Genomic DNA, 14478 nt, shown 5'->3' with positions numbered 1-14478 from the left:
GTCTCGCTCGGGCGTCAGCGTGTTGCCACCAGCGGCGCGGCGCGGGGCCGGCCGTTGGCGTGGCCGGCCATGGCGATGGCGTTGCGGATCGCCTCGATCATGCTGCCGTGCTCGGCCTGGCCACTTGCGGCCAGGTCGAGCGCGGTGCCATGGTCGACCGAGGTGCGGATAAAAGGCAGCCCCAGCGTGATGTTCACGCCGTGGCCAAATGTGCCGTACTTGAGCGGGGCCAGGCCCTGGTCGTGGTACATCGCCAGCACGCAGTCGGCCCCATCGAGATGACGGGGCTGGAACAACGTGTCGGCCGGGTACGGGCCGCGGGCATCGATGCCCGCGTCCACGGCATGGGCCAGCGCGGGAATGATCACATCGATCTCCTCATGGCCCATATGGCCGCTTTCGCCGGCATGCGGGTTCAGGCCGGTGACCAGGATACGCGGCCGGGCGATGCCGAAATGCCGGCGCAGGTCGTGGTCGACGATGGCCAGCGTTTCTTCCAGCATGGACACGGTCAGCGCGTCGGGCACCGCGCGCAATGGCAGGTGGGTAGTGGCCAGCGCCACGCGCAGCATGGCATTGCCATGCGCGGGCTGCGGGCCGGCCAGCATCATCACTACGCGCGGCACGCCAGCGCGCTCGGCCAGGTATTCGGTGTGCCCGGTAAAGGGCACGCCGGCATCGTTGATGGTGCTCTTCTGCACGGGCGCGGTCACCATGCCGGCAAAACGCCGCGTGCCGTCGGTCCCGCCCATGCAGCCATCGATGGCGGCATCGAGCAAGGCGAGCACGTAGCCGCCGTTGCGCGCATCCAGCCGGCCAGCATCGCAAGGCACGGCCAGAGGGATGTCGTCGCACACCACGCTGCCATCCGCAAGCCGGTGCGCCCAGGCTTGCGCGACGCCCAGCGCGGCGGCGCGCGCCGCCAGCAGTCCCGCGTCGCCAAGCACGTGAAAACGCACCTGCGGATGCTCGCCGGCAAGTTGCAGCAAGGCGCCAACGGTTATGTCGGGCCCGATGCCGGCGGGTTCCCCGGTGGTGATGGCTAGCGTGAGCGGCTTGGACATGGTGGCGACGCGTTCTGGTTAGCGCTGGCGGTTGACGCGGTATTCCACGTAGGCGGCCTGGCGCAACTGGCGCTGCCAGTCTTCATACGCCGCGCGCACCTTCTGCTCGCGAAGCTCCGCGCGGGCAAAGTCGCGCTGCTTCTCCGGCGTGATCTCGGTCTCGCGGCGATTGAGCACCTGGATCAGATGCACGCCGAACTGCGTGACAATGGGCTCGGACACCTCGCCCGGGCGCAGGCGGCTCATGGCCTGCTCGAACTCCGGCACCAGCTCGCCCGGCGATACCCAGCCGAGATCGCCGCCGTTCTGCGCCGACCCATCCTGGGAGAAGCGCTTGGCCGCCTCGGCGAAATCGCCGCCGTGGGTGATCCGGTCGCGCAGCGTGGCCAGCTGGCGGCGTGCCTCGGCCTCCGGCATGTTGGGGCCGGTGCGGATCAGGATATGGCGCACCTGGGTCTGCGTGATGTGATTGCTGGCCGCCGGGTTCGACGCTGCCGGCGGCGCGGTGCGCTTGGCCACCAGCTTGAGCACATGGAAACCGTTGGCGCTCTCGATGACCTGGGGCGCCACGCCACCAGGCTGCAGGTCAAGCACGGCGTTGGCAAACAGTGCCGGCAGCCGGCCGATTTCGCGGAAACCGAGCGAGCCGCCCTGGGCAGCCTCGGGGCCGTCGGAGCCCTGTGCCAGCTGGGAGAAATCCGCGCCGCCCTGCGCCTGCTTGAGCAGGCCCTCGGCCTTGGCGCGCAAGGTGGCCTTCTGCGCTTCGGAGGCATCCTCAGGCACGCGCACCAGTATCTGGGCCACGTTGTATTCGGTGGGGCCGCTGTCGGCGGCACCCTGGCCGCCACGGGCGGCGAGATAGTTGTCGATCTCGCCGTCATAGACCTGGATCTTGGAGTCGACTTCGCGCTCGCGCAGGCGGATCACCTGGACCTGCTTGCGCAGCTCGTCGCGGTACTTGGTCCAGGTCATGCCGCTACGCTCGACCTGGCTGCGCAGGTCGGTCGCATTGATGTGGTTTTGCTGCGCGACCGACTCAATGGCGCGATCGACTTCCTGGTCGGTCACCTTGATGCCGGCATCCTGCGCCGCTTGCGTCTGCACCCGCTCCATCACCAGCCGCTCGAGCACTTCGCCCAGCAGTTCGGCACGCGCCGGCACCGGCCGGTTGGCCTGGCGCAGCTGCGATTCGATCTCGTCGGCGCGGTCCAGCAACTCGCGCCGCGTGATCACGCTGTTGTTGACGATCGCCACCACCTCGTCCACCAGTTGCGAGCGCTGGGCGCTTGTGCCCGGCGGCGTCACACCCAGGCGCGGCTGGCTCGGCGAGGCGGCAGCGCTGTCGCCGGCCTGGGGCATGAAGATGCCGGTAGCTTTCTGCCCGGGCGCCTTCAGCTGCGCCGCAGCCGGCAGCGCGAAGGCGGCCAGCAGTGCGGTCAACAGCAGGCTTTGCCAGCCGGTCAGGCGGGAAGACATCGAGGAGAGCGCGTTGAATTCTTGACGTTTCATCATGGTCCGTCATTCATAGTGGTCGAGCTGGGATGGGATAACAGGCCTGGCGAGGACGGGCTCATAACCCGGCACGTTCAGCCGCAGCACATCCAGCGGATTGGAACCGATCTTGGACAACCCGCGGAACTCCACCTGGAAGAAGATGCGTCCGGTGTAGCCCTGCGTGGTATTGCGGAAGCGCTGGTAGACCACACGGCCAACCCAGCAATCCGCTGCGTATTCGAAGCCGGCCAGCGCGTCCACCAGTTGGCTGGCACTCAGGTCGAACGCGACCCGGCCGATGCCGTAGGTGCGCTGTGTCAGCGGCCACTGGCTCGAAATCTCGAACTGGTCGATAGCGGTATTGTCCGTCACCGAGGTAGGGCGCCGGTACCGATAGCCGATATTCAGCGTCTTGCGCTGCTCCGGCCGCCACGAGAAGGCAATATTCGAGTAGATCACCCGATCGCTGTCCGGGTTGTACTGCACCCCGGCGTCGAGGTAGTAGCCCTTGAACATCTGGATGGTCGTTGCCGCCAGCAGGTCGGAATAGCCTGACTTGGCCGGATCGGTACCATTGAGCTGCACCCGTTGGCCGGTGAGGTCGAAACGCTGCGCGATCGTGCCGCGGAAGCGCTCGATACCACTCGCCGCTTCGATCAGGCGCGTGGTCACGCCGGCCGTCACTTTGTTGTTGTCGGCAATACGGTCGTAGCCGGTGAACGGGTTCTCGCTGAAGATTTGCCCGTAGCCGAAGTCCGACTGCACCGTATCGAACAGTGGGAACTGGCTCTGGTCGCGGAACGGTGTGTAGACATAAAAAAGGCGTGGTTCCAGCGTCTGCACGTAATTGACGCCGAACAGCCGGCTCACGGTCGGTGCCTCGCGCTCGAACGTCATGCCCGAATCCACGCTCATGGTCGGCAGGGCTCGGTTCAGCGTATTGGGCGTGCCGGCGGTGTTGGTGGACGACTCCATCTGATACTGCGTGGCATTGAACGTCACCTTGGGCGTGACGAACCAGCCTGGCCGGATGATCGGATAGCTGATCGAGGGCTGGATGAAGACACGTTCACCCTGTGGCAATTGCGTACCCGTCGTGCCCAGAGGAATGCGGAAGCGTGAGTAATCGGCCTCGACCTGCACATCGAAGCCACCCAGGTCGTAGCGGATGTACTTGCCATTGAGCTGAGGCACCCGCTCATACGACGGCTGGTTTGGTGCAAGAGTCTGGAACTTCTGTACCCGCGCCAGTAAGGTGAAATCCTGCCAGTTGTAGGTGACGCCGCCTTCTTGGTTGAATTGCAGCACCGTCGCTTGCGTTACCGAGCGGCCCAGGTCATTGGGAAACTGCGCGTCCGATACCTTGTTGACATTAAGGTAGGCATTCAGGCCGGGGGCGATGTTCTGGTAGTGCTGGACCGAATAGGACCAGCGGTTGGTGCCGGTCTTCTGGTCGTCGGGCAGGAAAGTGCCTCCGATGCGCCCCGAATAGCCCTGCCCCAGGTAACGAAAGTCGCTGCCGAGCTGAAAGCCACGTGACGACATATAGCGCGGAAACAAGGTCAGATCCCGGTTCGGCGCGATATTGAAGTAGTACGGCACCGTCAGGTCCGCGCCCGATTTCGAGCCATAGCCGAACAGCGGCGGCAGCACACCGCTGCGGCGCTCGTTGTTGAGCGGGAAACTGAACACCGGCGCCGCCATGATCGGCACGTCGAAAAAGCGCAGCACGCCGCCATAGGCGGTGCCTACCTGGCGGTCGCTGTCGATATCGAGCTCGCGCGCGCTGAAATACCAGTCCGCGTTATCCGGCGAACAGGTCGTGTAGGTGGCGCGCTTGATCGTGCTGAGGTTCTTGTCGATGAAATCGATGCGCTCGGCCTTGCCGGAGCCGCCGGTCTCATGGAAATAGTAGTCCGGCGACAGCATGTAGCCTTCGTTGGCCTCGACCCGCAGCCGGGCTTCCGGCCCAACCGAGAGCGAGCCGTCGCGGGAGATGCGGGCATTGCCGTGGACAAAAGCCTCGTCACTGTCCTGGTCGTAGGTAAGCTTGTCGCCCTTGACCACGCCGCCATCGCGGCGCAGCTCGGCGTTGCCCTCGAGCTCCACGCCACGCTGGTTATAGCCGGTCATGCGGTCGCCCGAGACAAAGGTGGGCGGGTTGTCGCCCGGCTCGGCCGTCTTGGTCTTGGCCGTGCCCGGCTCGGCCAGGCGCGGCACCAGCTCGCCGGATACCGGCGGGGCCTCGGGCACCACCTCGACGGCCGGCTCGGCCACCGGCAGGTCGGGAATGGTGGAGCTCACGGCCTGCGCGTGCGCACCCACCGACCAGCCGGCCATGGCCAACACGAGCGGGCGCAACGCGCTGCCGGGGAGTCGTGCCGGTGTCTTGCTAGCCTTCTGGTTCGGTGATCGTCGTAGTTCGGTCATGCGAGCGGGTCATGAGTCAGAGCGGCGGCGGCGGCCCAGCAACCGCCAGCCACCGCCGAAGCAGGCTGTCGGGCTGTAGGGGGCCCGCCTGGGAGCCGCCCCGGGGCCCGGGTCTGGTCGGGTATTATACGGGGCATCCTATTCTCCCTTTCCGGCATGGCAGCACATCCTCTCGACCCGCGTCTCGACCAGCTCAAAGTCTGGGTGTCCGGACTCGGTCCGGCCTGGTCCGTTAACCCCGACTCCTGTACCCCCGCATCGGCCGACGCCAGCTTCCGGAGGTACTTCCGGGCCAGCACCAGCCACCCCGACCATCCGAGCGTGATCGTGATGGATGCGCCTCCCGCGCAGGAGGACTGCCGCCCCTTCATCCATGTCGCGGAACTGTTCAGCGCCGCCGGCGTGAACGTGCCCAAGGTACTGGCGCAAAACCTCGAGCAAGGCTTCCTGCTGCTCAGCGACCTGGGCAACACCACGTATCTGTCGCGGCTGGACGCGGCCAGCGCGCGCGGCCTGTATGGCGATGCCGCCGCCGCGCTCGTGAAGATCCAGCTCGCGACCCGCCCCGGCACCTTGCCCGCCTACGACCACGCGCTGCTGCAGCGCGAAGTCGACCTGTTCCCGCAGTGGTACGTGGCCCGGCACCTGGGCGTGACGCTCACACCCGACCAGGAATCCGGGCTGGCCGAAGTGATGCAGACGCTCCTGGCCAACAACCTGGCCCAGCCGCAGGTGTATGTGCATCGCGACTATCACTCGCGCAACCTGATGGTGCTTGAGGGCGAGGCCAATCCCGGCATCCTGGATTTCCAGGACGCGGTGATCGGTCCCATTACCTATGATGCGGTGTCGCTGTGGCGCGATGCCTATATTGAATGGGACGAGCAGGAGCAGCTCGACTGGCTGATCCGCTACTGGGAGCGCGCGCGCAAGGCCGGGCTGCCGGTGGCGTCCGATTTTGGCGACTTCTACCGGGATTTCGAGTGGATGGGCCTGCAGCGCCACCTCAAGGTACTCGGCATCTTTGCCCGCTTGTACCATCGCGACGGCAAGGATGGCTACCTGGCCAACCTGCCGCTGGTGCTCAAGTACGCGCGCCAGGTGGCGGGCCGCTACATCGAGCTGCGCAGGCTGGTACGGCTGTTCGACGCCCTCGACGGCGTCGAACGCCCGGTCAGCTACACGTTCTGATGCCGGCGCAAGCCATACCGGGCGCACAGCCATGACATCCGGCGGCGATCCCACGGCCACGCTCACCCGCGGCGGCGAGTGGTGGGCTGGCGTGCGGGCGCTAGCGCCGATGTTGCTCGGCGTGGCGCCATTCGGCCTGATCTATGGCGTGCTGGCGGTCAACGCCGGCATGCCCGCGTGGCTGGCCTGCGCCATGAGCGCAATCGTGTTCGGCGGCGCCTCGCAGATGATCCTGACGCAACTGTGGGCGGCGGGCACGCCGGCGGTGCTGATCGCCGTGACGGTCGCCATGGTCAACCTGCGCCATGCGCTGTACTCGGCCACCATGGCCCCGGCGCTGGCGCACCTGCCGGGCCGCTGGAAGGCACTCATCTCCTACCTGCTGACCGACGAGGCCTTCGCCGCCATGACGCGGCGCCTCAGCGACGACAGCGAACACAAGCGCTACCGCCACTGGTTCTTCTTTGGCGCCGGCTTCGCGCTGTGGGCCAGCTGGCAGGTCTCGACGCTGGCGGGTGTGCTGGTGGGCGCCCAGATCCCGCGCGACTGGCCGCTCGATTTCTTCCTGCCGCTCACCTTCATCGCCATCATCGTGCCCGGCATCAAGCACCGCTCGCACGCCGCGGCGGCGCTGGTGGCCACGGCGCTGGCGGTGGCCTGCCATGGCATGCCGCACAAGCTTGGCCTGATGGTCGCGGCGCTGGGCGGGATTGCCGCAGGCATGCTGCTGCTGGGCAAGGACCGCAGGCAGCGCAAGCCGGCCGCGACGGAGCCCGCCGCATGAGCCAGCTCACCCTGCTGCTGGTGTTTATCGGCGCCGGCCTCGCCACCTTCCTGATCCGCCTGTCCTTCATTGCCGTGGAAGGCCGGGTGCGGCTGCCGTCGTGGTTCCGCACCGCGCTGCAGTTCGTGCCGGCCGCCATGCTGTCGGCGTTGATCGCGCCCGACCTGCTGATGCGCGATGGCCACGTCGACATCGGTCCCGGCAACGCGCGCCTGGTAGCCGGGCTGGTGGCCATTGTCATTGCCGCCAGGACGCGCAGCATCGGCTGGACCATCGCCGGCGGCATGGGTACCCTGATCGCGCTGACATACCTGCTGAACCATGCGCTGAAATAAGCGCCGGAGACCCTGCATTGAAAGCCATGATTTTTGCAGCCGGGCGCGGCGAGCGCATGCGCCCGCTGACCGACGCCCATCCCAAGCCGCTGCTGCCGGTGGGCGGCAAGCCGCTGATCGTCTGGAAGATCGAGGCGCTGGCGCGCGCTGGCTTCAAGGACATCGTGATCAACCACGCCTGGCTTGGCGAGCAGATCGAGCAGGCGCTCGGTGATGGCGACCGCTTCGGCGTGCGCCTGGCGTACTCGGCCGAGCCCAGCGCGCTGGAAACCGCCGGCGGCATCGCCCAGGCGCTGCCGCTGTTGTCGGCCGCGCCCAAGCGTGGCGAGATCTTCCTGGCGGTGTCCGGCGACATCTTCACCGACTACGACTTCAGCGCCCTGCTGCCCCGCGCGCGCGCCATGGCCGGTGCGCCCGAGCCGCGCATGCACCTGGTGATGGTGCCCAATCCGCCGTTCCATCCGGGCGGCGATTTTGCGCTCGGCTCCGACGGCCTGTTGTTGCCCACGCCCACGGCGACGGCGCCGAGCCTGACCTTCGGCAATATCGGCCTGTACGACACCCGGCTGTTCACCGCCATCGAGCCCGGCCAGAAGGTTGCCATGACGCCCTACTACCGCGCCGCCGTGACGGCCGGGCTGGCCAGCGGAGAGCGCTTCGACGGCACCTGGGAGAACGTCGGCACGCCGGCCCAGCTGGCGGCCCTCGATGCCACGGTGCTAGCGCGGGCCGGCACCGCTTGCGCACCCCTGCCCTGAGCGGGTCCGGCCAGTCCAGGCCCGCGCCGGCAATCCGGCGGCGTTAGAATCGCCATATTCCCCATCCACGTGGCCCAACACATGTCCGCACCCGACTCCGCCCTCCTTCTCGCCTGTCGCGACCGGCGCGCCCGCGTGCTGCAGCAATTGCGCGCCGCCGGCGGCGGCGTGGCGATCCTGCCCACCGCGCCGGAAGCCATGCGCAACCGCGATAGCGACTATCCCTATCGCCACGACAGCTATTTCTATTACCTGACCGGCTTCACCGAGCCGGAGGCGGTGCTGGTCCTGGTGGCGCAGGCGTGCGGCGCCGAGCGCAGCATCCTGTTCTGCCGCCCCAAGCACGAGGAACGCGAGATCTGGGATGGCTTCCGCTATGGCCCGGAAGGCGCGCAGGCGGCCTTCGGCTTCGACGAGGCACATTCGGTCGAGGACATCGACGCCCTGCTGCCCTCGCTGCTGGCCAACCACGCCGTGGTGGCCTACCCGCTGGCCGCCAACACCCGCACCGACATGCAGGTGCGGCGCTGGCTCGAAACGGTGCGCATGCAAGGCCGTGCCGGCGTGACCCCGCCATCGACGGCGCTCGACATCCGCACCATCCTCGACGAGATGCGCTTGTTCAAGGACGCCGGCGAGATCGCCACCATGCGCCGCGCCGCCGAGATCTCGGCCCAGGCCCATGTGCGCGCCATGCGCGCTTCGCGCGAAGGCCTGCGCGAATACCACCTGGAAGCCGAGCTGCTCTACGAATTCCGCCGCCACGGTGCGCAGAGCGTCGCTTACAACTCGATCGTCGCCACCGGCCCCAATGCCTGCGTGCTGCACTACCGCGCCGGCCCCGCCGAGCTGCGCGACGGCGACCTGTGCCTGATCGACGCCGGCTGCGAGCTCGATGGCTACGCGTCCGACATCACCCGCACCTTCCCCGTCTCTGGCCGCTTTTCGCCAGCCCAGCGCGAGCTGTACGACCTGGTGGTGGCCGCGCAGGAAGCCGCCATCGCCGAGACCCGCCCCGGCGTGCCCTACAACGTGCCGCACGACGCCGCCACGCGGGTGCTGGCGCAGGGCATGCTGGATACCGGCCTGCTCGATGCGAACCGTTGCGGCGGCCTGGACGAAGTGCTCGCCAGCGGCAGCTACCGCCAGTTCTACATGCACCGCACCGGCCACTGGCTGGGCATGGACGTGCATGACGTGGGCGAGTACCGCGTGCCCGGCGCGGCGCCGGCCGAGGGCGAACGCGCCTGGCGTCCGCTCGCGCCCGGCATGGTGCTGACGGTGGAACCCGGCATCTACGTGCGCCCGGCACCGGAAGTGCCGGAGCGCTTCTGGCATATCGGCATCCGCATCGAGGACGATGCGGTTGTCACCGAGGGCGGCTGCGAACTGATGACGCGCGGCGTGCCGGTCAAGGCGGACGAAATCGAGGCGCTGATGCGCGACGCGGGAGGTGCACGATGATCAGCTGGCTACGCAAGTTACTTCCGAGCGGCGAGCGCACGCAGGCCAGCCGCGCGCGCGCTGTTGATCCCGCGCAACCGTTCGTGATCAACCTCTATGATGACCGCCTGGTCGTGCATCGCCCCGATGGCCAGCGCGAAGAACTCGAATGGGACGTGATCGAACGCGTGGTGGTGCGGGTTTCGAACCGCGAGCCATGGGCCGGGAAGGCCTGGCTGATCCTGGTGGGAGACCCCAAGGCCGACGGCACGCCCCGGGGCTGCGTGGTACCGCTCGACGCGGCCAATCATGCGGCGCTGGTGGAACGCCTGCAGGCGTTTCCCGGCTTCAACCAGCAGAAGCTGGACAACGCCCTGAGCGACGCGGCGGCGGGCAAGCACCGCACCGATGCCAATTGCTGGAAGCGCGGCGCGCAGCCGGCGGAGTCCGGCGCCATGGGCAATGCGAGCAACGACAGCAACCCCGTCGCCCAGCCAGGCAGCGAGCATGAGCACGGCAAGCACTGAAGCCTCTGCGGACAGGGATATCGCCATCGTCGGCGCAGGGCCGGTAGGCCTCGCGCTAGCCTGCCTGCTGCTGCGCAAGAGCCCATGGCGCCTGACCTTGATCGATGCCGCCACGCCGGCGCGCGCGTCCCGCGATCCGCGCGCCATCGCGCTGTCGTACGGCAGCCGCCAGCTGCTCGAGCAGATCGGCGCGTGGCCCCGCGCTGTCACCCCGATCGAGCATATCCATGTGTCGCAACGCGGGCGGTTCGGCCACGTCAAGCTCCACAGCCACGACTACGACGTACCCGCGCTGGGCTATGTGGTGCGCTACGGCGAGCTGTGCGAGGCACTCGAGCGGGCGCTGGCCCAGGCCGTCCAGGCCAGGCCCGCCCCCGCTGGCGAACGCCTGCGGCGGATCTACGAGACGCGCATCGATCATCTGGAGCAATCTGGTCCCGATATGGCTGCTGCCAGCCCGGTGCGGCTCTCCGGCCATGACCATGACCAGCAGCCGGCCGCCTTCGGCGCGCGCCTGGTGGTGCAGGCCGAAGGCGGCCTGTTCCACCAGCAGTCCACCCGCGCGGAGCGTAGCGCGCAGGGACAGAAATACCGGCGCGACTATGGGCAGACCGCCATCGTGGCCCACGTGGCCTGCTCGCGCCCGCAGCCCGGCTGGGCCTGGGAGCGTTTTACCGAGGAAGGGCCGCTGGCGCTGCTGCCGCATGAAGAGCACGGCACGCCCGGCTACGCCCTGGTCTGGTGCTGCCCGCCGGAACAAGCGGCGCGCCGGCTCGTGCTGTCCGAAGGGGAGTTCCTGGCTGAACTGGAACAAGCCTTCGGCCCGCGCATGGGCCGCTTCACCGGCATTGGCAAGCGCCATGCCTTCCCGCTTGGGCTGAACGCGGCGCCCGTCACCGTGCAGGGCCGCGTGGTGGCGGTCGGCAATGCGGCGCAGACGCTACATCCGGTGGCCGGCCAGGGGCTCAACCTCGGCCTGCGCGACGCCTTTGCCCTGGCGCTCGCGCTGCGCGCCGACTGCAGCCCGCAGGCCTTGCAGGCGTTTGCGGCGCAACAAAAGCTGGATCGGGCCGTCACCATCGGCGTGACCGACCTGCTGCCGCGCGTGTTCGGCGTTTCCTACCCGCTCGCTGCCCACGCGCGTGGGGCGACCCTGGCGGCGCTTGCTTGCCTGGGGCCGCTCAAGGACACGCTGGCGCGTCAGATGATGTACGGCATGCGCCGCTAAAGGCTGCCAAGGGCCGCCAAGGGCCGCCGGCGGCCCTGTCGTCAACATTGTTTGCAATCTGGCCCGGTGCAATATTTGCTCAAATCTTGAGCAACCCGGGCCGTTTGGCGGTAAAATCCTGCCCTCGCACATGCCCACTGAATGACGCCGAGCAATGCTTCGGCAGGGCATGCCATTTTCATTTTTGTCTAGTTGCGGGCCGCCTTGCGGCCCCTCGTCAGTCGCTACAGTCGCTATCGTGCAAATCGGACCGCACCAACTCCGCAACAACCTGTTCGTCGCGCCCATGGCCGGTGTGACGGACCGGCCATTCCGCCAGCTGTGCAAGCGGCTGGGGGCGGGCTATGCGGTGTCCGAAATGGTCGCCTCCAACGCACAGCTGTGGAAGAGCGAGAAGACCATGCGGCGCGCCAACCACACAGGCGAAGTCGAGCCCATCGCGGTGCAGATCGCCGGCGCCGAGCCGGCCATGATGGCGGAGGCCGCGCGCCACAACGTGGAGCGCGGCGCGCAGATCATCGACATCAATATGGGCTGCCCGGCCAAGAAGGTGTGCAATGTGGCCGCCGGCTCGGCGCTGCTGCAAAACGAGCCGCTGGTGGTGCGCATCGTCCAGGCGGTGGTCGCCGCCGTGGCCGAGGTCGATCCGCGCGTGCCCGTCACGCTCAAGATCCGTACCGGCTGGGACCGCCAGAACCGCAATGCGCTTCGCATCGCGCGCATGGTGGAGGACGCCGGCATCAGCATGCTCACCGTGCACGGGCGCACGCGCGCCGACCTGTACAAGGGCGAAGCCGAGTACGAGACCATTGCCGCGGTCAAGGCCGCGCTCTCCATCCCCGTGGTCGCCAATGGCGACGTCACCACGCCGCAAAAAGCCAAGCATGTGCTGGCCGTGACCGGCGCCGATGCCATCATGATCGGCCGTGCGGCGCAGGGCCGGCCCTGGCTGTTCCGCGAGATCGAGCACTACCTGGCCACCGGCGAGCTGCTGCCGCCGCCGGAAGTGGCCGAGATCCGCGCCATCATGAACGCGCACCTGGAAGACCACTACGACTTCTACGGCGAGTTCACCGGCGTGCGCACCGCGCGCAAGCACATTGCCTGGTACACGCGCGGCCTGGCCGGCGCCAACCTGTTCCGCCACCGCATGAACACGCTGGACAGCACCACGGCCCAGCTCGCCGCGGTCAACGAATTCTTCGATGAGCAGGCGCTGCTGTCCGAGCGCCTGGTTTATGTGGAAGACGGCGCGGACGGCACGGATGATGCCGACGACGAGAAACGCAACAAGTCGAACAACAACAATAACGGGGAGTTGCTTGCCGCATGAGCCGCAACGCTATCGACCAGTGCATCCGGGACAGCCTGGGTGCCTACTTTCGCGACCTGGACGGTGAAGAGCCGTCGAATATGTACAACATGGTGCTCGAAGCCGTGGAACGGCCGCTGCTGGAAGCAGTGATGGCGCGCGCCGAGCGCAACCAGTCGCTCGCGGCCGCCTACCTGGGCATCAATCGCAATACGCTGCGCAAGAAGTTGCAGCAGCACGGTTTACTTTGAAGCGTCTCCCCATAGCCATGATCAAGCAAGCCCTCCTCTCCGTATCCGACAAGACCGGCATCGTCGAATTTGCCCGCGAGCTCAACTCGCTCGGCGTCGCGCTGCTCTCCACCGGCGGCACCGCCAAGCTGCTGGCCGATGCCGGCCTGCCCGTCACGGAGGTGGCCGACTACACCGGTTTCCCCGAAATGCTCGATGGCCGCGTCAAGACCCTGCACCCGAAGGTGCACGGCGGCATCCTGGCCCGCCGCGACCTGCCCGAGCACATGGCGGCTCTCGCAGAGCACAACATCCCCACCATCGACCTGCTGGTCGTGAACCTGTACCCGTTCCAGCAAACCGTGGCCAAGGATGAGTGCTCGCTGCCGGACGCCATCGAGAACATCGACATCGGCGGCCCCACCATGCTGCGCTCGGCCGCCAAGAACCACCGCGACGTCACCGTCATCGTGGACCCGGCCGACTACGCGCCGGTGCTGGAGGAAATGCGCGCCAACGCCAACAGCGTCGGCTACGACACCAACTTCCGCCTGGCCACCAAGGTGTTCGCCCACACCGCGCAGTACGACGGCGCCATCACCAACTACCTGACCAGCCTCGGCGCGGACAAGTCGCACCAGACCCGCAGCGCCTACCCGCAGACGCTGAACCTGGCCTTCGAGAAGGTGCAGGAAATGCGCTATGGCGAGAACCCGCACCAGTCGGCCGCCTTCTATCGCGACCTGAAAGCCTCCGATGGCGCGCTGGCCAACTACACGCAGCTGCAGGGCAAGGAACTGTCGTACAACAACATCGCCGACGCCGATGCGGCATGGGAATGCGTCAAGACCTTCGGCGCCGCCACCGGCGCGGCCTGCGTGATCATCAAGCACGCCAATCCGTGCGGCGTGGCAGTTGGCGCCAACGCGCTGGAAGCCTACGAAAAAGCCCTCAAGACCGACTCGACCTCGGCCTTCGGCGGCATCATCGCCTTCAACGTCGAGCTGGACGAAGCCGCCGCCCAAGCCGTGGCCAAGCAGTTCGTCGAAGTGCTGATCGCCCCGTCGTTCAGCGCCGGCGCGCGCGCCGTGTTTGCTGCCAAGCAGAACGTGCGCCTGCTGGAAATTCCGCTGGGCAACGGCCTCAACCCGTATGACTTCAAGCGCGTCGGCGGCGGCCTGCTGGTGCAAGGCCCCGACGCCAGGAACGTCCAGCGGGACGAACTGCGCGTTGTGACCAAGCGCCAGCCCACGCCCAAGGAAATGGACGACCTGATGTTCGCCTGGCGCGTGGCCAAGTTCGTCAAGTCGAACGCCATCGTGTTCTGTGGCGGCGGCATGACGCTGGGCGTCGGCGCCGGCCAGATGAGCCGCGTGGACTCGGCCCGCATCGCCAGCATCAAGGCGCAGAACGCCGGCCTCACGCTGGCGGGCTCGGCCGTGGCATCGGACGCCTTCTTCCCGTTCCGCGACGGCCTGGACGTAGTGGTGGACGCAGGTGCCACCTGCGTCATCCAGCCGGGCGGCTCGATGCGCGACGACGAAGTGATCGCCGCGGCCGACGAGCGCAATATCGCAATGGTGTTGACCGGCGTGCGTCACTTCAGGCATTGAGGTCCGGGCTGGGCATTTGAGCGCATCGCGGCATCGCGAGCGCCCGCCCTCTCCCCCGGCCCCTCTCCC

Annotated in this window: 13 protein-coding genes; 10 read left to right on the top strand and 3 right to left on the bottom strand. The window is 67.5% G+C overall.

Annotation, left to right across the window (positions count from 1 at the left end; translation table 11 throughout):
* Positions 1-14: 14 nt before the first annotated feature.
* Genes pdxA through ACX12D_RS02895 form a run of 3 tightly spaced genes read right to left on the bottom strand, consistent with a single transcriptional unit; the run spans position 15 to position 4988 of the window.
* Positions 15-1064, bottom strand: a complete 1050-nt coding sequence (gene pdxA, locus ACX12D_RS02905) for a 4-hydroxythreonine-4-phosphate dehydrogenase PdxA (protein WP_459372856.1) — start codon at positions 1062-1064, stop codon at positions 15-17.
* An 18-nt stretch (positions 1065-1082) separates the two neighbouring features.
* Positions 1083-2573 carry a peptidylprolyl isomerase gene (locus tag ACX12D_RS02900; RefSeq protein ID WP_459373912.1) on the bottom strand — a complete coding sequence of 497 codons (1491 nt, stop codon included), beginning with the start codon at positions 2571-2573 and terminating at the stop codon, positions 1083-1085.
* Positions 2574-2582: 9 nt separating this feature from the next.
* Positions 2583-4988 (bottom strand): LPS-assembly protein LptD, encoded by a 2406-nt coding sequence (locus tag ACX12D_RS02895; RefSeq protein ID WP_459372855.1) that lies wholly within the window; start codon positions 4986-4988, stop codon positions 2583-2585.
* Positions 4989-5144: 156 nt separating this feature from the next.
* Between ACX12D_RS02895 and ACX12D_RS02890 the strand changes: the two genes are divergently transcribed.
* The 10 genes from ACX12D_RS02890 (at position 5145) to purH (ending at position 14409) form a co-directional block, all read left to right on the top strand.
* Complete coding sequence (locus ACX12D_RS02890) at positions 5145-6179, top strand: aminoglycoside phosphotransferase family protein (protein ID WP_459372854.1); 1035 nt, start codon at positions 5145-5147, stop codon at positions 6177-6179.
* A gap of 31 nt (positions 6180-6210) precedes the next feature.
* Positions 6211-6963, top strand: coding sequence for an AzlC family ABC transporter permease (locus ACX12D_RS02885; protein ID WP_459372853.1), 753 nt, complete (start codon positions 6211-6213; stop codon positions 6961-6963).
* Positions 6960-7298 (top strand): AzlD domain-containing protein, encoded by a 339-nt coding sequence (locus ACX12D_RS02880; protein WP_043343742.1) that lies wholly within the window; start codon positions 6960-6962, stop codon positions 7296-7298. The genes ACX12D_RS02885 and ACX12D_RS02880 overlap by 4 nt, the downstream gene beginning before the upstream one ends.
* Before the next feature lie 17 nt (positions 7299-7315).
* Positions 7316-8056, top strand: coding sequence for an N-acetylmuramate alpha-1-phosphate uridylyltransferase MurU (murU, locus tag ACX12D_RS02875; RefSeq protein ID WP_459372852.1), 741 nt, complete (start codon positions 7316-7318; stop codon positions 8054-8056).
* An 81-nt stretch (positions 8057-8137) separates the two neighbouring features.
* The gene (locus ACX12D_RS02870) at positions 8138-9520 is read left to right on the top strand and encodes an aminopeptidase P N-terminal domain-containing protein (RefSeq protein ID WP_459372851.1); all 1383 of its coding nucleotides are present in this window, start codon (positions 8138-8140) and stop codon (positions 9518-9520) included.
* Positions 9517-10026, top strand: a complete 510-nt coding sequence (locus tag ACX12D_RS02865; RefSeq protein ID WP_459372850.1) for a hypothetical protein — start codon at positions 9517-9519, stop codon at positions 10024-10026. Before ACX12D_RS02870 ends, ACX12D_RS02865 begins: the two co-directional genes overlap by 4 nt.
* Positions 10007-11254, top strand: coding sequence for a UbiH/UbiF/VisC/COQ6 family ubiquinone biosynthesis hydroxylase (locus ACX12D_RS02860; RefSeq protein WP_459372849.1), 1248 nt, complete (start codon positions 10007-10009; stop codon positions 11252-11254). Before ACX12D_RS02865 ends, ACX12D_RS02860 begins: the two co-directional genes overlap by 20 nt.
* A gap of 238 nt (positions 11255-11492) precedes the next feature.
* Positions 11493-12587, top strand: a complete 1095-nt coding sequence (gene dusB, locus ACX12D_RS02855) for a tRNA dihydrouridine synthase DusB (protein WP_459372848.1) — start codon at positions 11493-11495, stop codon at positions 12585-12587.
* Positions 12584-12817 (top strand): Fis family transcriptional regulator, encoded by a 234-nt coding sequence (locus tag ACX12D_RS02850; protein WP_006156396.1) that lies wholly within the window; start codon positions 12584-12586, stop codon positions 12815-12817. Before dusB ends, ACX12D_RS02850 begins: the two co-directional genes overlap by 4 nt.
* 17 nt (positions 12818-12834) lie before the next feature.
* Positions 12835-14409, top strand: a complete 1575-nt coding sequence (gene purH / locus ACX12D_RS02845) for a bifunctional phosphoribosylaminoimidazolecarboxamide formyltransferase/IMP cyclohydrolase (protein WP_459372847.1) — start codon at positions 12835-12837, stop codon at positions 14407-14409.
* Positions 14410-14478: the final 69 nt, after the last annotated feature.

The sequence above is a fragment of the Cupriavidus sp. PET2-C1 genome, from assembly GCF_054515855.1.
The sequence above is the reverse complement of the archived record's forward strand: the minus strand, read 5'-3'. Positions and strand labels throughout refer to the sequence as shown.

Excerpts from the sequence above, each read along its gene's own strand:
- pdxA (WP_459372856.1), bottom strand. The coding sequence starts at position 1,064 with ATGTCCAAGCCGCTCACGCTAGCCATCACCACCGGGGAACCCGCCGGC.
- ACX12D_RS02900 (WP_459373912.1), bottom strand. The coding sequence starts at position 2,573 with ATGAAACGTCAAGAATTCAACGCGCTCTCCTCGATGTCTTCCCGCCTG.
- ACX12D_RS02895 (WP_459372855.1), bottom strand. The coding sequence starts at position 4,988 with ATGACCGAACTACGACGATCACCGAACCAGAAGGCTAGCAAGACACCG.
- ACX12D_RS02890 (WP_459372854.1), top strand. The coding sequence starts at position 5,145 with ATGGCAGCACATCCTCTCGACCCGCGTCTCGACCAGCTCAAAGTCTGG.
- ACX12D_RS02885 (WP_459372853.1), top strand. The coding sequence starts at position 6,211 with ATGACATCCGGCGGCGATCCCACGGCCACGCTCACCCGCGGCGGCGAG.
- ACX12D_RS02880 (WP_043343742.1), top strand. The coding sequence starts at position 6,960 with ATGAGCCAGCTCACCCTGCTGCTGGTGTTTATCGGCGCCGGCCTCGCC.
- ACX12D_RS02870 (WP_459372851.1), top strand. The coding sequence starts at position 8,138 with ATGTCCGCACCCGACTCCGCCCTCCTTCTCGCCTGTCGCGACCGGCGC.
- ACX12D_RS02865 (WP_459372850.1), top strand. The coding sequence starts at position 9,517 with ATGATCAGCTGGCTACGCAAGTTACTTCCGAGCGGCGAGCGCACGCAG.
- ACX12D_RS02860 (WP_459372849.1), top strand. The coding sequence starts at position 10,007 with ATGAGCACGGCAAGCACTGAAGCCTCTGCGGACAGGGATATCGCCATC.
- ACX12D_RS02850 (WP_006156396.1), top strand. The coding sequence starts at position 12,584 with ATGAGCCGCAACGCTATCGACCAGTGCATCCGGGACAGCCTGGGTGCC.
- purH (WP_459372847.1), top strand. The coding sequence starts at position 12,835 with ATGATCAAGCAAGCCCTCCTCTCCGTATCCGACAAGACCGGCATCGTC.